Annotated in this window: 13 protein-coding genes; 1 reads left to right on the top strand and 12 read right to left on the bottom strand. The window is 47.6% G+C overall.

Features of this window, described 5'->3' with window-relative positions; genetic code table 11:
- Window positions 1-185: 185 nt before the first annotated feature.
- The 10 genes from panP to Q4Q52_RS21165 all read right to left on the bottom strand — a co-directional run bounded on the left by panP (window position 186) and on the right by Q4Q52_RS21165 (window position 14453).
- Window positions 186-1835, bottom strand: coding sequence for a pyridoxal-dependent aspartate 1-decarboxylase PanP (panP, locus tag Q4Q52_RS21120; RefSeq protein WP_311991607.1), 1650 nt, complete (start codon window positions 1833-1835; stop codon window positions 186-188).
- A 275-nt stretch (window positions 1836-2110) separates the two neighbouring features.
- Window positions 2111-3322: a glycerate kinase gene (locus Q4Q52_RS21125; RefSeq protein WP_311991608.1), complete on the bottom strand. Its 1212-nt coding sequence runs from the start codon at window positions 3320-3322 to the stop codon at window positions 2111-2113.
- A 242-nt stretch (window positions 3323-3564) separates the two neighbouring features.
- On the bottom strand, window positions 3565-4923 hold the full coding sequence (locus Q4Q52_RS21130; protein WP_311899956.1) for a GntP family permease: 1359 nt from the start codon (window positions 4921-4923) through the stop codon (window positions 3565-3567).
- Between the two features lie 328 nt (window positions 4924-5251).
- The gene (locus tag Q4Q52_RS21135; RefSeq protein ID WP_311991609.1) at window positions 5252-6259 is read right to left on the bottom strand and encodes a catalase family peroxidase; all 1008 of its coding nucleotides are present in this window, start codon (window positions 6257-6259) and stop codon (window positions 5252-5254) included.
- A 151-nt stretch (window positions 6260-6410) separates the two neighbouring features.
- Window positions 6411-7652, bottom strand: a complete 1242-nt coding sequence (locus Q4Q52_RS21140) for a sugar diacid recognition domain-containing protein (RefSeq protein WP_259215588.1) — start codon at window positions 7650-7652, stop codon at window positions 6411-6413.
- Between the two features lie 8 nt (window positions 7653-7660).
- Entirely contained in the window at window positions 7661-8359 is a 699-nt protein-coding gene (locus Q4Q52_RS21145) for a uracil-DNA glycosylase family protein (protein WP_311991622.1), read from the bottom strand.
- Between the two features lie 137 nt (window positions 8360-8496).
- Window positions 8497-9102, bottom strand: a complete 606-nt coding sequence (locus Q4Q52_RS21150; protein WP_311991610.1) for a hypothetical protein — start codon at window positions 9100-9102, stop codon at window positions 8497-8499.
- A gap of 228 nt (window positions 9103-9330) precedes the next feature.
- Complete coding sequence (locus tag Q4Q52_RS21155) at window positions 9331-11418, bottom strand: MtrB/PioB family decaheme-associated outer membrane protein (protein WP_311991611.1); 2088 nt, start codon at window positions 11416-11418, stop codon at window positions 9331-9333.
- A 12-nt stretch (window positions 11419-11430) separates the two neighbouring features.
- Complete coding sequence (mtrA, locus tag Q4Q52_RS21160; protein ID WP_311991612.1) at window positions 11431-12432, bottom strand: decaheme c-type cytochrome MtrA; 1002 nt, start codon at window positions 12430-12432, stop codon at window positions 11431-11433.
- Window positions 12433-12500: 68 nt separating this feature from the next.
- Window positions 12501-14453 carry an OmcA/MtrC family decaheme c-type cytochrome gene (locus Q4Q52_RS21165; protein ID WP_311991613.1) on the bottom strand — a complete coding sequence of 651 codons (1953 nt, stop codon included), beginning with the start codon at window positions 14451-14453 and terminating at the stop codon, window positions 12501-12503.
- 138 nt (window positions 14454-14591) lie between these two features.
- Between Q4Q52_RS21165 and Q4Q52_RS21170 the strand changes: the two genes are divergently transcribed.
- The gene (locus tag Q4Q52_RS21170) at window positions 14592-14753 is read left to right on the top strand and encodes a hypothetical protein (protein WP_311991614.1); all 162 of its coding nucleotides are present in this window, start codon (window positions 14592-14594) and stop codon (window positions 14751-14753) included.
- Window positions 14754-14794: 41 nt separating this feature from the next.
- On the opposite strand, the gene Q4Q52_RS21175 is transcribed toward Q4Q52_RS21170, so the two are convergent.
- Window positions 14795-16987, bottom strand: a complete 2193-nt coding sequence (locus Q4Q52_RS21175) for an OmcA/MtrC family decaheme c-type cytochrome (protein WP_311991615.1) — start codon at window positions 16985-16987, stop codon at window positions 14795-14797.
- Between the two features lie 248 nt (window positions 16988-17235).
- Entirely contained in the window at window positions 17236-19155 is a 1920-nt protein-coding gene (locus Q4Q52_RS21180; RefSeq protein WP_311991616.1) for an OmcA/MtrC family decaheme c-type cytochrome, read from the bottom strand.
- Window positions 19156-19181: the final 26 nt, after the last annotated feature.

Below are 19181 nucleotides of genomic sequence, written 5' to 3' on the forward strand. Positions count from 1 at the left end.
TCACGGCGTGTCACGGAAGCAGTTGAATTCGGCGTACAAACGAGTGAAGGATAAACGCTTAATCTTGTCTCTTTAATGTTCAGCTTATTTCGTGTCGCGTAGCAAACAGCCGCAAATAATTTGCGGCTGTTTGCTATTAAAGCGCTTTATTTAAGCTTCGTATAAAACTAACACCAGACAACTCGCTATTGGGCCACCATCGCCATGAGCGCGGGTAAAAATTCTTTGTCTAATGCAGCGATTTCACTTTGTTCGATGAGAACTTGATTCAGAATATCATCGCTAGTCAAAGGGTTGGCTAGCACCACGCGAAACACCACGGTCGCTTGTCTAAAATAGCGGGCTGGCTGAATGCGGGTGCGGGAGACGAAGGATTTGCCCTGTTCGCGTTGGTGCTTTTGAATAAACTGGGTGAGACCATCAAGTAATTCATTAAAGCGGGCGAGTCTTAAGGTGTCTGCTTGATCACAGGCCAGCTTCATGGCGGCTTGTACGCGGGCGGGGACATAACGGTAAGTCAGCAGACACAGTTCTGGTTCAGTGACCAGCTCAAAATCCTCATGGGCTTTGATTTGCTCTGCAAAATAACGGGCTTTTTCAAGGCTGTTGTTGATTAAGATTTCATACCCATCGCGGCCGATGATCTGCAAGCAAGCGTGCACTAACATCGCCATGCCGGGGCGTGAACCTTCGAGCGTTTGGCTGCCTAAGTCCTTTGAACCACGGCGCAGAATATATTCGGCGTGATGGGCAATGGCGTGGGCGAACTCTGGGTCTTTAAATAACACCATACCTGCGCCCATGGGCACGTACATTTGTTTGTGGGCATCGATGGTGACTGAATCGGCAAGTTCGATACCTGTGAGTAAGTGGCGGTATTTATTGGATAATAAACTCGCGCCTCCCCACGCCGCATCCACATGGAAATGGCAATTTAACTCTTTTGCCAGCGCCGCTAATTCTGTCAATGGGTCAACATTACCGGTTTCTGTGGTGCCAGCTACGCCAACAATCGCCAACACTTTGATATTTTTACGGGCAAGTTCAAGGGCAGCTTGGCGCATTTTCGCGACATCGACCTTGTTATCGCTGCCCGTGGGTATGCTGATGATGTTGTCGCGGCCGATACCAAGCAGATCGACGGCTTTGCCTAGCGAATAGTGACCGCGCTCCGAGACTAAAATCGCTAAATCATCATAGCCGTAGTGACGCAGTGCCTTGAGTAAGCCTTCGCGGCTGACGCCTTTAAACTCGCCATCGGCTTTCAATAATTGGTTGCGGGCAATCCACAGGGCGGTGATGTTGGCCACTGTGCCGCCGGAGCAAAATGCGCCGAGGGAATGATTCGCGCTGTGCATCCAGCTTTGATAAAAATCCGTATCTTGGTCGTAAATCAAATGGTGCATCATGCCGAGCACTTGGCGCTCAAGCGGCGTAAATGCCTTTGAGGTTTCGATTTTGACCAGATTTTGATTGAGTCCCACCATCATTTTCGACAGCGGCAACACAAAGTAGGGCAGTGCCGACGTCATGTGGCCGATAAAACTCGGTGCCGCTGTGTGTACCGAATGCGCCACCAAATTTTGCATAATCTCGTCGGTGTAATCGGAGACGAAACGCGGCTGAGTTGGGATCTCAAAGGCTTGAAAATCGGTTTCAATTTCCGACAAGGGTTTTTCGAGCGCGGCGATACTGTCACCCAAAAAGCCTGCTAAGTCCTCGGAGAGCTTCTGCTCGATAATACTCAGCGTTGATCCTGCATCTTCCGGTGCAGTAAAAATGCGTAGCAGACTTTCTTCGGATGCTGTGGCTTGGCGAGGGAGTTTCTGGGTCATGGGGCTTGCCGTCTATTAATTTTTATAGTGAAACCGCAAATTTGCTCGAAGAGTACAACGGACCAGTGACTCTCAAAATGTTCAATCAGCGGAATACCAAAAAGGGAGCTCACTTTACTGCAAGGCCTTTTAGGCATCAAGCACTAAAATTTTGTGTTGCTAAAGCGTTGCGGCCTAAATAAGCAAAGGCGCCGTTATGGCGCCTTTATGTTTAACTCGACGAGCCACTCATCAAGCTTGAGCATTAGCCCTAAAATTCATGTTAGCCCTAAAAATTAGCGCTGGCCCAACATGAGCACAGCGCCGATATTTCGGGCGGTATTGCAAAGGTTTAACTTGGCATTGGCCAGCACATCATCGAGTGGACTTAAGTGCGGAATGATAGGGAAGATAGCCGCCATACCGTGATCCAATATGGCATTGGCGTTGTCACCTAGGCAGCCCGCGATACCGATAGTAGGAATGCCCTGCAGTTGGGCTTGCTTTAACACACCCATCGGGGTTTTTCCAAACACGGTTTGCCCGTCGATGCGGCCTTCACCTGTGATCACTAAATCAGCGCCGCGGATTTTGTCAGCAAGGCCAACGGTTTTCATTACAATTTCAACACCGGGTTTAAGTTCGGCATTTAAAAAAGCCATCACGCCAAGACCCATACCGCCCGCAGCACCTGCACCCGCATGTTCACGGTGATCTGTCATGCCATTGCGGGCAATCACATCGGCATAATGGGCGAGCGCCGTATCGAGCTGCTTAACCATCGCAGGCGTTGCGCCTTTTTGCGGGCCAAAAATCGCCGAGGCACCACGCTCGCCGCACAGCGGATTATCAACATCACAGGCGACTTCGAAGCTGCACTCACGTAACAGCGGATGAGCGTTTGAGACATCGATTTGGGCAAGGTTCGCCAGCGCCGCGCCGCCAGAAGGCAAGGTTTTACCTTGGCTATCGAGCAATAAAATGTCCAGCGCTTGGGCCATACCCGCGCCGCCATCGTTGGTGGCACTGCCGCCTAGACCTAAAATGATGTGTTTTATCCCCCGATTAAGCGCATCACAAATCAGCTCGCCCGTCCCATAACTGGTGGTTAGCAGCGGATTACGTTGCTCCCTTGGCACATGGTGCAGACCAGAGGCCGAGGCCATTTCAATCACGGCAATCGCGCCAGTACTCGTATCAGTGACTGAGCCACTGTTTGAGCCAGCATTTGAGCCAGAGTTTGATCCATTGCCGAGAATGCCTCCACCAAGAATGCCATAGTGCGCTTGCACCCTATGCCCCAGTGGACCCATGACCTCTAGGTTGACAATACTGCCGCCCGTGGCATCGACCATAGATTGCACTGTGCCTTCGCCGCCATCGGCAACGGGAATTTTGACTATGTCGCAGTCGGGTATCACTTGTCTTAAGCCTTGTTCGATGGCGTTGGCCACTTCGAGTGCGCTTAAGCTTTCTTTAAATGAGTCGGGGGCGATAACTATTTTCATTAAAAATCCTACAGCTAAATGGGATAAAACAGGGCTCAATGTTGAACACTAAACCCAATGCCACTTACGTTGGGTACAACAGCTTTCCTGTGCAAACACTGAAGGATATAAACGTATTAATATCCAGCACTGGTACATTGAACTGTTGCAATTATTTGGGCGATAACAAAGATATCTTGGGCGCGGTTTGCGCCCAAGGGGCAAGTTTGAATCAAGGTTAAATCACTAATTACTAATCACTATCAGAGCAAGACTAAGCTCAGCACATACACAGTCAACATAGCGGTGACACCTTGAATAAGGGTTGCCATGGTTTGTGCTTTGTAAGCTTGTTTCACACTCATGCGGCTAAATTGGGTGACGACCCAGAAGAAGCTGTCATTAGCGTGGGAAACCGTCATTGCACCGGCACCAATCGCCATTACCGTTAATACGCGGCCCATGTCGCTGCCAAGGCCGATATCACCGAGCATAGGCGCAACCAGTGCTGAGGTTGCGACTAACGCCACTGTCGATGAACCCTGCGCCGATTTAAGCGCCGCGGCGACGATGAACGGCATAAAGATACCGATACCGAGTGCCGACAATGATGTGCCTAAAAAGTCACCGATAGGCGTGGCTTTTAAGACAGCACCAAAGGCACCGCCCGCACCTGTGATTAAAATAATCGGCGCGGCTGTGACTAACCCTTGGCTGATGCGCTCGCTAAATTCACTGATCTTATTCTCACCCTTTAATAACGACAGGGATAAGAATAGGCCAATCATCAGAGCGTTAACGGGTTGACCGAGGAACACTAGCGCGTCAAATAACCCTGCTTTACCTAAAGGCGCTGAAGGGAAGTTAGCGATAGAACCTAAACAAATTAATACGATAGGCACAAAAATTGGCGCGAAGGCTTTTAATGGGCTGGGCAGTGTGCCATAGCTTTTTTTCAGGGTTTCATAGTCGCTCGCTTCCGCTTTAAGCTCCTCTGCGCCTTCACCATCTGGTTCAACATCGGCAAAACGGTTCGCCCATAACATGCCTGCTAATGCGGCTACGGCGGCCACAAAGAGACCCACGCCAATCACTAAGCCCAAGTTCGACTCTAAGCCTAAGTTACCCGCGGCGGCGATAGGCCCCGGTGTTGGCGGTACAAAGGTGTGAGTGGCATACAGACCCGTGGCTAAGGCAACGCTCATGGAGACGCTAGAGACCTTCATGCGGTTGGCCATCGATTGTTTTAGCGAGTTCAAGATCACAAAGCCCGAGTCACAAAAGACTGGAATAGACACTAGATAGCCGATGACCGACATAGTTAATGTCGGGAAGCGTTTACCTAATACCTTGATCACCACATCAGCCATGGTAATGGCGGCGCCGCTTTTTTCTAGAATAATACCTATGATAGTCCCCAAGACGATCACAAGGCCGATATAACCTAAGATACCGCCAAAACCTGTAGTGATGGTTTTAGCGATTTCTCCGCTCGGTAAGCCATAGGCGAACGCCGCGATAAAGGCGGCCAGAATTAAGGTTAAAAAGGGGTGGAGTTTAAATTTTGAGGTCGCGATAACAATAAATGCAATCACGCCGATAAGAATAAGCACTAAGTTCATATTATGTCCCGTTCAGTTCTTGGCTGAAGTTTTTGAGTAAGTTTTTTTGACTTATATTGTAGGGCGCAGTGCTTATTTGGGTCTGAGTCCAAATGAGGGCTGCTTTAAGGTTATCCTATTTTAAGATCATCCTATTATTGTGCAGGCATGCTTGAATAGCTTTGGCTAAATCCACGGAATTACCGCGTTATGTTTCGCCATTTTTGTGCTCATGCACAAAAAAGCTTAGGTGAATTCGAATGTAAGAGGAGGCGTTTTGTCGATAAGGGTTGGCAAATAGGGCTATTTGCCAACCTTAAGTAGGAGGAACTTGGCTTAACTCGTCGTTTTATTGGCGACGAATAAAAGATTCGACATAGGCAGCGGTGCGAGCATTGAGTATCGGATCGGCAGACGCGGCAATGCCCTTAGGTAATAACAGCGGGTTGAAAATGCCTTTATCGCACTGTTGCACTTGGGGATCGCTATCTCGCTCACCGTTAATCACCACTTGGCCAACCAGCAAACGCTGGCGAGTCTCAGGCCAAATCACGGTAGGGTCATTAATCTCATCGCCCGTTTCAGCCAGTTGAATATAGAGGTTCCATTGTGCTGGCTGGGTTTTAATGCGCTCGAGTAATTCCGCCTTTAAAAAATCGTCACCCAGATTAGCAAGCTCGCTGGATGACAGTGCTGCCGTACCTGCGACAGGTTCAAAAATCCACTTACCCGCAACCGTTTCACCTTGCTGAGCACCACCTTTTTGGGTGCTAAACAGGAAACTATTCACGCCATAGTAGCGGCTGTTGGCAAAACTAGGGCTGGGAGGCAGCTGTTTGACATAGTTGAAAAAAGCTTTAGCGCTGGGTTGATTGTCGATAAGCCACTGTTTACCTTCAGCGCCTTGTTTCACTTTGGTCTGAAAGGTAAAAAAGTCTTCTAGATTACTGGCGAAGAAAACGGGGACGTTAGTGGTAACAAAGTTAAGGTTTTCTTTATCGCCATCTATTTTGAGTGACATAAAGCGCCCAGCGGTTTTATCGGAGATCTGTGGATTTGTGCCACCAAGGGAAAAACGGGCCGTGACTTTAATGGCATCTTGATTAAAAAACGGAATCGCCAGTGTTTGTTGTAATTGCGGATCCGGTTTAAAACTACCTGAGGTGCAAAATCCTTTTGTATGGTTACGCAGTTTGACTTTTTTACCCGCCTCGCGACTTGCCGCATCGGGCGTGCCATTGACGGCATCAACCAGCTCTGGAATGGTTTTTTCGGCAGCGACTAATGTCTGTGAAGTTAGCGCTAAGCCTGTGATGAGGCAGGCTTTGGCTAGTAAAGTCAGTTTGAATGGGGTCATTGCAATTCCTTTCAATGGTCTGGGTCGAGCGTTCGACATGTCGACGCGAGATTGTTATTAGAAACTATAGGAAAGGGGATACGGTATAAATCTTTCAATCGATCTGTTAATAAATGCTTTATTGACTCAATGACGTAGGAAATAACACCCGTTATCTTGGGGTTGCCGAAGTATCAAGCAGTTGTCCAAGATACAAACTCAATAATCCATGCAGGGATTGGATATCGGCTTGGGTGATTTGCTGAATTTTATCGAGGCGATATCTAAGTGTGTTGCGGTGTATAAACAGCGCATTCGCGCATTGCTGCGCATCACCAAAGTGGGTGATATAGGCGGCTAAGGTTTTGCGTAACTGGCCGTTTTTATCGGCTTTGGCGAGTTGCTGATAGGGTGACGCTAGTGCCTGACCGCGCCAGTCATGTTTAAGTCCCGCCAGTAGTACTTGCAGGGAATAATCTTCGAACAGGTATTTATTACCCTCTGCATTGCGCTGTTTACCTAGGGCTAAGGTTTCCTGCGCGGTTTGATAGGAGCGCGCAATACCGCCTTTTTCGGGGAAAAAGTGGCCCAAGGCAATTTTAAAGTTTAAATCCATTTGGGCGGGTAAGCGTTGTAACAGCTTGTCGATACGCTGATTTTCAAGCTCAGGATCCCATTGTTTACCATCTAAAAAAGCAGGCTTTAGGATCACCAATTGCGACATTGAGGTCATGGCAATCAAGTTGCCTCGGTCAGGGTATTGCAATAGATGCAGCACTTGCTTGAGGGTTTCACTGACTCTGGGGCTGCGTTCATCGGCGGACTGAGCGGAAGCTTCTGCTAAGTACAAGGCCGATGAGTTGGCGTCAGTCTTTAAATGTTGTTTTTGGGTGTGCTTCTCGCTGATCTCAATAATGGCCGCGACCCGTGGCAGGCTGATATCAATTTCTAACTGTTTTGCCCAGCGGTGCAACTGCTCATCATCGTCGGTTTCAGCTTTGATCAACTGCAAAATAAACTCTTCGCGCTGGCGATTCTCCCACTGCAATTTATCCTGCAGGTTAGCTTGTTCAACAATCATTTCGGCGGTCATTTTGAGTAATTCACCGTAATGGGTAAGCTCACTTGGATCGCCAGTAATGCCGACAACACCTATGATTTGTCCTTGATAATGCAAGGGTAAATTGATCCCAGGTTTTACGCCATGCAGCCCAGAGGCCACTTCTTGGCTTATCTCCACATTGCGATTTTGGGCAATGGCCAGCAGCGCACCTTCGTGGGTTGAACCAATACGTTTAGGATCGCCTGAGCCTAAAATTACTCCTTGGCCGTTCATCACATTGATATTGTGGCCAATGATTTTCATTGTGCGACTCACAATCTGTTTAGCGATGGCAGAATCAAGCAGATACATATAAGTGCCTAGAGTGGTTGAAGGTTTAACAGGGATGCAATACGCATTCTTAATCTGGGTAGCATATCGCGTTCAAACTCAGGATGCTGCTTAAGCCAGAGATTATTGCGTGGGCTCGGGTGCGGTAAGACAAAATATTTAGGCCAATATTGCTGCCACTGCGCGCACGCTTGGGTCACTGTGATGGGTTTCAGTTTGGGGATGGTTTTTGCTTTGGCGCTGGACGATACATTTATGTGGGTTGTTTGAGGCTTAGTGAGCGGCGAAGTGAGGTTTATGGCCACGGACGATTCACGCGGTAGATGATAATCGATGGCATATTGGCCGAGGAGCACGATTAGCTCAATTTGTGGCATTAACGCAAGTAAGGCTTGATGCCAAGTGGCGGCGCATTCGGGGCGCGGTGGTTTATCACCCTGCTTTTTACCGTTTTTTTCGATACTGCCCGGAAAACAAAATCCCATAGGGACAATGGCAAAAAGGGCAGGGTCGTAAAATTGCTCACGGGTGACATTCAACCAAGTACGCAGCCGTTCACCGCTGGCATCGTCAAATGGGATGCCTTTATGGTGCGTTTTCACGCCCGGAGCTTGGCCGGCAATCAAAATCCGCGCTTGGCTACTGGCCTGCAATATCGGTTTGGGCGCTAAGGGCAAATCAGCCTGACATAAAGTACAGGCGTTAATTTTTGTCAGCAGCGCTGTCATTGATGCAGAACTGGGCGGCGATACCGTTTCGCTTAGCGGTGATGACGCCGGCGCGTTAGTGCAATGTGTTTTAGTCAAAATTTGTCTTATTCAGTGGTCAGTGCCAGTGGTTAATGTCATCGCTGATTCATTTTCAATCAGGATTGGAACATCATCGCCGTTTGATATAGCCAGTAGCCAAAAAGACCGTACCCCAACAATAAGCCCAAGTAGCTTAATAACTTAGGCACTCTACTTGGGCTTGAAGCCAAACAGATGTGGGTTAGCACAATGGTAAAAAAGGCTAAGGGCGCAATGACATAACTCAAGGCTAGGATGAATAATGCCCCTAGGCTGATGATCCAATCGGCATTACGATTGGCGGGTTTATCGATTTGACACAGTTGTAGTGGCAATAATATCAAACCAATCCCCACACAAATAATGCCTAAGTTCAAGGCGAAATCACTCCAACCTCTGTGATCATAGATGGCTAAGGCGACGGCAATCAGCGGAACGATTAAGGCGCTTAATACATGGCGTTTGGCAAAGGTGGCGCTGCGATATTGACCCGCAAAAAAGAACAAACCCTGCAAAAATAAATTGATTAAGGTAAAGCCGCCGAGGCCGAGAATGATAAACAGGCTGGCGGTGCCGCCCGAGGGGTCGAACGCCAAGGCGGGTAAGGGCAATAGACTCAGCCCCAGTAGGGCGGGAAGCGACGACAAGCACTTAGATTGGCAGAGGGGAGAATAAATACGCATGGGCTCAGAGGATTAACCAAAAGATTGAATTAAGATCCGCTAAAGTGAGCTAAAACTCAAGGAATAAGGTTTTTATGGGCAGACTTTTGCGCCAGAGTCTGATCTTATTCAAGATTTTTACTTTTATCTGGGCTGATGTAATGATTTTACATCTGACTTTGCATGTGACTGCCGCGGTTAAACAAAAGCCCGCAAGATGCGGGCTTTTGGATTGTCTATCGTTGAGGATTAGAGCTTGTAGCTCATGCTTAACATGATCATCTGCGCTGTATAGTCATGGCTATTGCTGCCAAAGCCTACGACGTTCCAAATGCCATCAACGGCGATATCATTGGCAGCGTCATTGTCCTTATAGTTCTCAATTTTATAATCGAAGCGCAGCGCCATTTTCTCGGTGGCTTGATATTGAGCGTATAAGTTAATGTTGTGTACTTTGGCAAAATAATCGCCGTAGTCGCCTGTGATACCTTGTCTAACTTGGGTGTTACTGTTGGAGTCTGAATAGGTGTAATCCAGTCCCATGCGTAACTTGTTCTCAAGTAAGTTGTTGTAGCTAATGCCAGCGCCGACAACATCCACTTTATCTTCAATGAAGCCTGTCCAGGTTGGGGTGCTGTAGTTGCTGCTTCCCGCCTGTTCAGATTCAATGATTTGATAGTTATAGAAGGCGTTCGCCAGTAAATCATCGGTGATCATGCAGCTGATGTTGGCATCATAACTGGTGTCTTTTGACTCAGTTAAACCGATGACAGTATCTGTGTAGTCATCTAATGCGTAACGGGCACCGAAATCTATGGTCAGGCTTTCGATAGGCGAGTGAGTGACTCGTGCTTCCACTTGGGTTCTGTCACGGTTCGCCAGATTGTACTTACGCAACAGGCTGTTGGTTTCAGACGATGTCCATTCAGAGGCTTGATATTGCGAGCCATCACGTTGACCGTAACTGCCCTTAACCCATATATCCCAAGTCTCGAAGCTGTTGACTCTGAAACGCGCCCAAACCGTGTTCTCATCCGTGGTTTCACGGTCTTGATAATTACGTTCGTCACGTCTGAAGTCATAGCCGCCATCGAGTTTCATGCCGCTGGTAATACGATAATCTGCGGCCACTTTGAAGCGCTGGCTAGTGTTATCGTAAGGGGTGTTATAGGCCACCTTACCGTTGACATTGTTGATGCTGACTTGGGTCCACTCCTCAATCTGTGTATTGTTATCGCGGTCGTTATAGTCGTAGCTACCACTTAAGCGCAGTGAGTTGGTGACTTTGCTGACCACTTTTAAGTTCAAACCGATAAGGTCGACCTTGGCATCAAGGGCTTCAGTTGGCACTTGATAACCATAACCTGAAGTCACTAACGCTTGGTCTTGACTCATTTGTCCGGTAAGCAAGCGAGCCGATAGCACATTTGTACTGTCGTTGTATTGGCCCATTAACGATACTGTGTGTGACTGATTGTCTGGATCAAGGGCGATACTGCCAGAGGTTTGCGCGCCAAAGGTTGGATTAAACGCACTGTCAAAATTTAACAGGTTGTACTCGTTCTTAAAAATCGAGCCATTGTAGTTAAGTGCGGTGAACCAGTTGTCGCCTTTAAGCTTGATACCCGCTTCAATGGAGTCAGTGGTGTAATCGACAGGCTCGGCTAACATCATAGATTGATTAAAGAATCCACCTGAAGCTTTTTTCAAGCCGGTTTTTTCTTCACGCATGTAGCTCACATGTGTGCTCCACAGCGATTCACCTTGATAATCAAAACCTAGCCCAGTGCGCTCACGTTTGAGCGACAGTTCTAAGGCGTTCAGGCTGTCCATCAGTAATGGCATTTGGCTGCTTGAACCCGCCGTCACCCAGTTGTCTGGCAGCGTTAAATTATCGCTGCCCACACCCGAGTAGGGCGTTAAGGCACTGTTGCTGTTGTAAGTGGCAATCTGGCGATAGTTCACATTGACATTGTACTGGCCTTGTTTGCCGGCATTCACCTCTAAGCGGCCGCCATCCATGCCCAGTTGATAGGCTTCAACGCTGGCACGATAGCCTTTTTCACCGCGAAAGGTGACATCAGCATCCAATTTCCCTGCGACTTCGTTTGACGTCCCAAAGGCATTCGCCGAGCGAATGTCCTCTTCACTGTTATAACCTACACCGACACCCACAGTACCCGATGTGCCCGTTTCAACGACGCAGCCTTTACAGCTCCATGCGGACATTTTGACTTTTTCGGTATTGGCATTGGCTAAGCCATACCCATCGGCCGCTATCGCAAAACCTGTGTTTGCCAGTAACGCAAGAGTGATCAAATTGAGTTTAAATTTCATTTTCTCGTCTCCTTAGCGCTGTAATAGCTTGCCAGATGGATGGTTTGAACCATGAACCTGACTGTGGCAATTTAAACAGCTTCTTCCACCCGTGAAGGCATTGTCACCGACGTTTGAACCTAAACCAGTGTTACCTAAGTAAGCATTGCTGGCATGGCCATCGCTGGCGTGACATTGCTGACACAGCTGCGGTGCGCGGGTTTTCAACATGGCATCATTTACGCTGCCGTGAGGATTGTGGCAAGTGACACAGTTCTCAGTGACGGGTGCATGTTCCCACAGTTTGGGGCCGCGTTTTTCGGCGTGGCAGGAGTAACAGGTTTCGTTAATGCTCGGCTTGTTCAGATCGGAATCTGTCATGCTCCCATGGGGATTATGACAATCGCTACAGGTCATTTGAGCCCATTTTAATGGGTGGCTTGAGCGTTTGTTCATGTCTGCTTTTTGCTTAGTGTGGCAGCTAGTACAGACTTCCATTTCAGTGTTTTTTGATAACACAGGATCTTTTGCCACATGTACTTGGTGGCAAGAGGCACAAGCGACATCGGCATTGTCATGGTGACTGCCGTTCCAAGACACACGTTTATCATCTTGGTGACAGCTCATACAGACACTGTTTTGTTTTTCAGCACTTAAGGTCGATTGCTTACCGAAAGTGATCATCGGCTCATTGCCGCCTTTATTGTGTTGACCTAAAGGACCATGACAGGCTTCACATTGCAGGCCAGCCATTGGGCTTTTTGATGAATCAATGGCGCCGTGGACACCTTTGAACAGGTCCATCACTTTTTCAGATTTTTTATGGCACATCAAACAAGAATCGGCGCCTTTAGGGGAGTAGTTGCCTTCGGCAAACTTCTTATCTAAGGTGGCTTCGACTTGCTCTGGCGTCATTTTCGCATCCCACTTCGACGCATAAGCGTTTGGTGCGATGCATAAAGACATGACTGCTGACATTGCCATGGTGATGACAAATGCCGGCAGTAGGTTTTTCATTTTTAGGCTGTTCTTCATAATAGGCTTCCCAATTTGTCCCAACAAAATTCAAGAAAGGGGGAGCGAACTCCCCCTGCTTGGGCAAATTACATTTTCACCTGAGTGTGATCTGTTGGTGTGGGTTTGTGACAGTAGAAACAGGTTTCTGACTGCGCCGCTTGGTTAGCTTGAACATAATCACCGTTCACAATCGCGCCCATGTTTTCTAAGCCGTGGCCAATGGATTCTGGCGCGTGGCATGAAGTACAAGTGGCTGTGATTGGCGTGGTGTATTTACCTGCTGATGTTGCTAGCGCGCCTTTCACTTTGAATGCATCTAGGTTGAAATCGTTGTGACATTGGGTACATTCTTTGATGACACCTTGCTCGCCGTGGATCACGTGCAGTTTCATCTCGAATGCGCCTTTGTTAGCACCAGAAGCATAAGTACCATCAGGTGTATGACACGCGACACAACCATCAACACCGACGATCGCTTTACCGTTCGCATCTTTTGCATGTGATACTTGCTCTGTCATCACAAAACCTGAATGGTGGCCTTTGTGGATTTCGAAGGCATCGCTGTGACAGCCTTGACAGGTGCTGAAGTTAACTGAGTTAACATGGCGCATGCTTGGGGCGTTACCTGATTTAGTACCAAAGGCGAGCTCTGCTTTCATACTGGTGGTTGCGCTATCAACGGTACATGCCGTTAAGCTAGTACCAGTGCTACACATTTCCAGACCGATAAAGGTAAAGGCTGTATCTGTATCGCCAGCACCGAAAGGCAGGGCAGGTGTAGTGAATACCAGTTTACCGTCAACTAAGGTCACGCCATCTTGCAGTGCGCCATCTTTGACTAAGTCTTTAGCAATTTTCGCAGCACCACTACCTGGGCTTGGGTTATAACCCATGATTGGGAAGTTAGGGCCAACGTTGGTGACTGATTCTAAGCGTTTAATCTTGTCTTGAACCGTTGCCGCATCAATCGCGTTACCCTCTTTGTCTAAGATAGAGACAGTTAATACCGCAGTATCGTCAGCTTGACCTACGAGTTTTGCTTGCATACCTAACTGAGCGATAACGGCTTTCTTGTCAGCAGTCTTGCCTGTGTGTAGCTCGGCAGTCCAGTCGCTGTTATGACAGGCGATACAGTTTGAGTTATCTAGCTGTTGTGAATGGCCTTTACCTGCGGCGAAGTCCACTGTGCTATGACAGCTTCCACAGGTAGCGGCAGTTGGAATACGTGACCAATTACCCCAATCTGGCGCGGCATCGTTTGCAGCATGACAGCTTTGGCAGCTTTCCAATGAACCTAAAGTCAGGTCTTTGTGTTTAGCGTGAACGAGAACATTGAACTCTTTACCTACGCCAACTTTGCCAGCTGTGTGGCAAGTTGCACAGTAGTTAACATCTGAGTACGCGCCGCCGTGTTTCACATTGGCTAAATCTTGGTGACAGGTATTACAGCTTTCAGTGGCCACAATTTTGCGGCTGTATGTCGGTGCGGCACCGGTATCGGCCGTAAAGTCTACAAAGGCGTTACTGTTAGGGACTTGAGTTCCATCGGGTAACGGCGTGTTATAAGCGCGGATTAACACCCGTTGAGCTAACTGATCGTTGTAGGTGATTTTAGCGTTAGCGGTCAGGTTCATGTTGAAGGTATAGCTGTAGTGACCGTTTTTCTGGTCAACAAAGGTCCCTGGGCATGTTGCTGCCACATCACAGGTTTCATCACCAAAGTATTGCCATTGCGAGGCATTACCGGCACCTGTGGCCCCTTGTGGGATCAACTGTGCTGCGGCGAAGCGCATTTTTTGGAGACCAACGACGGGTAAATCATCTTCGTTAGTGACGGTAAACTCAACACTCGGTACACCGTTAGTGATGACAGATTTATCAAACGTGAAATTAAGGGTTTGAATCGCTGGAGCAGGTTCTCCACCAGGTTCACCGGGATTACCATCATTACCATCGCTGCCACCACAGCCAGTTAAGGCCATAGTGACTGCACTTGCTGCTAACAGCAGTGCGATTTTAGTTGTTTGTGCGTTCATCATTTTTTTCCCTGCATAGGTTTGGCATTGCTTAAACGCTGTGTTCTAGAGCCAACAGATTCTATGTCTGTGTTTTTGGTCACTAGAAGCGACTTAAGTGGATGCTGGAAATAGAATTCCCCAAGGAAAGGCTAACCTAACATGACCTTAAAATCTCCAAGGCCTTTGCTAATGTGTGACTTGGATCTTTCTATTTCTAAAGAGGTATTTAAAGCGAGAGGTAAAAACGATTTCAGATCAAAAAAACAGCGGATTTTTAAATTGCAAGAATATAAAGAGAGAGGTAAAAACCTCTCTCTTTAGTAACGATAAAACATTGCTCTGAATGAGAGCGTTATATCTGCTTAATTACCGTGAACTTTACTTAATTGAGCTGGGGTATGACAAGTTGCACAGCTTTCTGATGCACGAGTTTGCACATCGGCTGCACTACTGCCATTTAAAATACCACCGTTAGTCTCAATGTGAGATTTTGTCGCATCACTCAGATATTTTTGGTGACAGCTTAAACACGCACCCGCATCTGAAGATACCCAAATATCGGCACCGTTATTATTGATATCACCGTAGCGCCATGTGCGATTAGGTTGACGTCCTAAGGTAATACCTGTAATGACGTTTGCTTTATCAACCGTATGGCATGTCGCACAATCGGTTTTTAGCACAGTGCCTGATTGTACACCCGCATATTTCAGGTAATGTCCTTCACGTTCGTGAGCTTTCCACGCGAAGCTAGTAGGGATCTTACCGCCAGGATAGTTGGCATCACTTTTCAAGGTTTTATCCGAAGTATGACAAGTTTGGCAATTTACACCGTTGTCATAGTGGTGGATTTCTTGATTGTGACAACCTTGACACTTAGTTGCATCAATAATGTCGCGACGTGTCGCTGCCTTGGCAGTGCTGTCCACTCCTGTATCTTTCCAAACGAAATGATATGGTGCTTGTTTAACCGCGACTTTACTTACACTGTCAGCAGTGCAATCTGTCATAGCTACGTCAGCAACGCCATAACCGCCATTGTTGAAGCACACTTCTAATGTTGACCACAGCTCGAATGTTTTACCATTTGCATCAGCGGGTAAACTGAACTTAGTGCCTGTTAATGAGTAGGTTTTATTCGCTTCATTATAGGTACCTTCACTTAAAGCGATACGACGATTGCTATAAGAGGCATCAGCATAGCTTGGGTAATCTTTATCAGAATCCCATGCTACGACAACGCGTGAGCTTTGATTTACGAAGGCTTTATCAATGGCATTGCCATCTTTGTCAACAACTTGGACATCAAAAGTGATTTTGCCCGTGTCATTCACGCCGACATTAGTGAACTTAATGCCCATGGCTTTAGTTTCTGTGTAAGCTTTCAGCACATCACCATGACGTTTAGCAGCACTACCTGTGCCGTTGTATGGTTCAGTTGCATTATGACAAGCGACACAATCACTGCTGCTGTGGTGAGCTGATGGTTTTTCTGTGTGGCAACCAATACAGGCTTGATTGCTTAAGTCGGCTTTAAATAGATCGGCATTCGCTGGTGCACCCGCTCCTTCAACGTGACAGGCTGCGCAATCCGCTGCAGGTTTTAATGGGAAACCGACCTTGCCGTAGTCAATCACTTTGCCACCATAACCGACAATCTTATAAGGGGCAGGTACTTCAGCGCCTGTCTCATCAAAGGTATGACGTTCGCCACCTTTGTGGATAGCATGGATCATGTATGTAAATTCAATGCTATTACCTGACTCAGGATCGCCAGAGGTTGCCGTATGACAAGATGCACAGTTCTCAATATCAACTCTACGGCCACCGTGTAACTTTAAACTTTCTGGTTGGTGACAGGTATAACAGGCTGTTATTGAAACAACGTTGCGTGTTTGAATACCTTCAGTTTTACCTGTAGAAGGCTGCCAATCAAAATGTGCGTTGGCAGCAAGCTGTGGTAATTCAAGTTCTAATGTTGCCCGTTGAGTCGCTTCAGCACTGTAAGTAATCGCTAAGGGTTCAGTGACATTGGCGATATTGGCTTGATAGGTATAGCTGTAGTTACCATCACCATGATCCACTAAACAGGTATCACACTTGGCAGCGGCTTCAACGTTGGCTTGATATTGAGCTGATGGATTGAGGTTATCCACGCCAGAAGGCACTGTGCCAGGCTCTTTTTTGGCATTGATATAAGCTTGCCATTGGTAACCGCGGTCAGCGGGTTTGGCTGGATCCTCAGTTGCTACTGTAACGTGGCTAAGCTGTGCAATACCAAAACGTATGTCGTGATCTTTATTTAAGCCTAGTACTGCAACGCCATTCGCATTTTCTAATGTGAAATCGACTGTAACCTTACCGGCATCGATAGTGGCATTAGTAAAACTTGCTTTCAGTGTAGGCGTTGTATCGATATTGACACCAACAACACCCGGTTTACCGTCTTCACCATCTTTACCGTCACTACCACCGCAACCGGCGAGTAGTAGAGAGAGTAAACCGGCACCCAACATCGCTTTTGTTGCGGCATTGAAATTGAACCGTTTCATCATGATATTTCCCTGCAATAGTTGTAATCATCATCAAATGCTTGGTAGATAAGAATAAATCTCATTACCCGCATAAGATGTGTGGAATTAGTTTTCCATCTGTAAGGCTAACTAAGTCACTGGTATTAATCAGTCACTTTAGGTGGGTAATGTGACTGAGATCTGACTATTTCTTTAGGAGTAGATGACTGCATAGTATGAGTTCCTTTTATATCTGCAGTTGCTGGCCTTTTTAGGCCAGCATCATAGGCTTAGTTTATGGGATGCACTTTTAACACGTCCGCGACTCCGCCTTGTCCATGACAGAAAGCACAGGTTTCAGTTCCTGCGGTTGCATCGGCTTTTGTACCAGCAAAAATAGCACCTTGCTGAGCCATGTGGTTATGAGTGCTGGTATCTGAATGGCAGTTGCTACACACAGCGGCAATCGGGCTGGTAAAAGTGCCGTTATCGAGGGCAAGGGGTTGTACCGCTGAATTTAAAGGAAGGGCGACGGTAGATATGCCCGCAGAATCGTTAACATGGCATTGGGCACAGTTACCGATGTTCCCTGGATAGTTTATGTTTTCAAAACCTGTGAATTGGCTGGTGTGAATACCGTGGATCAGCTGCTTAAAGTCAAACGATGTGGTGGAAGGATTGGCTGCCGTCGCATCGGCCAGCATATTGGCGTTATGACATAGCTGACATTGACCACCGAGATCGTTGCGTGAGCCGTGGATATTAAGCTTTTGATCGCCATGGCAATTGCCGCAGCTTGTATTACTAACAACAGTGCGACGACCCGTACTGCTTAATGCTGCCATATCAAAATAACTGTGGCTGGCTTTAATCACTAACACTTCCGCCAGTTCAGTGGTGCAATCAACGAGTACCTTGTCTTTGGCGCAGACTCGGCCTTGAATCGCGAGTCCGCCATGATCCGATTCAGTGCCTGCAGGCACAGTAAGACCCGAAATTGTATAGGTATAAATGCCATTTGAGCCTGATAAGGGTGTGGATTCCGGCAGCTTAATCGAGCGGGCAGAGCGAGTGGCATAATCAAAACTGGTTCCCCAGTTAGCATATACCCTTAAATCATTGATGAATTTTAGCTTATCGGCACTCTCGCTGTAGACGCTGCCAGTAGCTGGGTTCATCAATTTAACCGCGACTGTGACTGTACCATTGGCATCCATACTGGCGCTGGTGATGCTTGGGCTAAATTGCATCAGTGCCGCGGTTTTGTCTTCATCACTGTGAACGCTTGCGGTCCAGTCGGCATTATGGCACGCCACGCAGTTACTGTTATCGGCCTGCGCTGGATGTCCTTCGCCTGCGGGAAAATTGATTTGTGTATGGCAGGCGCCGCAGGCTTGCATGGTTGGGACTCTGTGCCAATTTTGCTGCTCAGCTAACTCAGCCTTATCGACATGACAGGTTTGGCAGTCACTGATGGGTTGCGGGAAACCGGTTAGATGTTTGCTGTGGATCATTTGCGGGAAAATATCCGCGGGGTTACTGACTTTTTTGCTGTTATGGCAAGTGACGCAGGTTTCGATTTGATTATATTTACTGCCATGGAAAGCAAGATTGCTGTGGCAACTATTACAGGTTTCTACTGTGACTAAGTTGCGGGTGTAAGCGACATTATCCCCAGAAGATTGCCAGTCATAATGTTGATTGGTAATAGGTAAGGGGGTGTTATCAGCAAGCTTATCGCCGCCGATTTTGACCACCATTCTTTGGGTCGCTTCGGGCATAAACGTCACCCCATTCATGCCATTAAACGGTGCGCTGAAGGTGTAGCTGTAGTGACCGTTTTTATGGTCTGTGAGACTGCCAGGACAAGTTGCCGCGCAGGTTTCGGCGGTAAAATGCTGCCATTCACTGCTATTACCCGCACCCGTATAACCTTGCGGCAGAAGCTGCGCCGCAATAAACGTCGCCGATGGGACACCAATCACGGCTTCATCATCTTGATTGCTCACTTGAAAATCCACTTGAGCAATACCATCTGCCATCTCAACTTTATCGACCGTGACCTTTAGGCTAGTGATGGTTAACGCGGGCGGTTTTGCGGGTTCGCCTGGATTACCATCTTGGCCGTTATCACCGCCACAGGCGCTTAATAGCGAGACTAAGACCAGCGTCAGACTGAATTTCGAGCTCATTTTTGCAAACTTGTTCATATTTCTATCCTTGGAATGCGCTGTCA

This window comes from Shewanella sp. SP1S2-4 (assembly GCF_031932075.1).
GTDB classification, from domain to species: Bacteria; Pseudomonadota; Gammaproteobacteria; order Enterobacterales; family Shewanellaceae; genus Shewanella; species Shewanella baltica.

Excerpts from the sequence above, each read along its gene's own strand:
- Q4Q52_RS21130 (WP_311899956.1), bottom strand. The coding sequence starts at position 4,923 with ATGAACTTAGTGCTTATTCTTATCGGCGTGATTGCATTTATTGTTATC.
- Q4Q52_RS21135 (WP_311991609.1), bottom strand. The coding sequence starts at position 6,259 with ATGACCCCATTCAAACTGACTTTACTAGCCAAAGCCTGCCTCATCACA.
- Q4Q52_RS21155 (WP_311991611.1), bottom strand. The coding sequence starts at position 11,418 with ATGAAATTTAAACTCAATTTGATCACTCTTGCGTTACTGGCAAACACA.
- mtrA (WP_311991612.1), bottom strand. The coding sequence starts at position 12,432 with ATGAAGAACAGCCTAAAAATGAAAAACCTACTGCCGGCATTTGTCATC.
- Q4Q52_RS21165 (WP_311991613.1), bottom strand. The coding sequence starts at position 14,453 with ATGATGAACGCACAAACAACTAAAATCGCACTGCTGTTAGCAGCAAGT.
- Q4Q52_RS21150 (WP_311991610.1), bottom strand. The coding sequence starts at position 9,102 with ATGCGTATTTATTCTCCCCTCTGCCAATCTAAGTGCTTGTCGTCGCTT.
- Q4Q52_RS21170 (WP_311991614.1), top strand. The coding sequence starts at position 14,592 with ATGACCTTAAAATCTCCAAGGCCTTTGCTAATGTGTGACTTGGATCTT.
- Q4Q52_RS21180 (WP_311991616.1), bottom strand. The coding sequence starts at position 19,155 with ATGAACAAGTTTGCAAAAATGAGCTCGAAATTCAGTCTGACGCTGGTC.
- Q4Q52_RS21175 (WP_311991615.1), bottom strand. The coding sequence starts at position 16,987 with ATGATGAAACGGTTCAATTTCAATGCCGCAACAAAAGCGATGTTGGGT.
- Q4Q52_RS21125 (WP_311991608.1), bottom strand. The coding sequence starts at position 3,322 with ATGAAAATAGTTATCGCCCCCGACTCATTTAAAGAAAGCTTAAGCGCA.
- panP (WP_311991607.1), bottom strand. The coding sequence starts at position 1,835 with ATGACCCAGAAACTCCCTCGCCAAGCCACAGCATCCGAAGAAAGTCTG.
- Q4Q52_RS21145 (WP_311991622.1), bottom strand. The coding sequence starts at position 8,359 with ATGACAGCGCTGCTGACAAAAATTAACGCCTGTACTTTATGTCAGGCT.
- Q4Q52_RS21140 (WP_259215588.1), bottom strand. The coding sequence starts at position 7,652 with ATGTATCTGCTTGATTCTGCCATCGCTAAACAGATTGTGAGTCGCACA.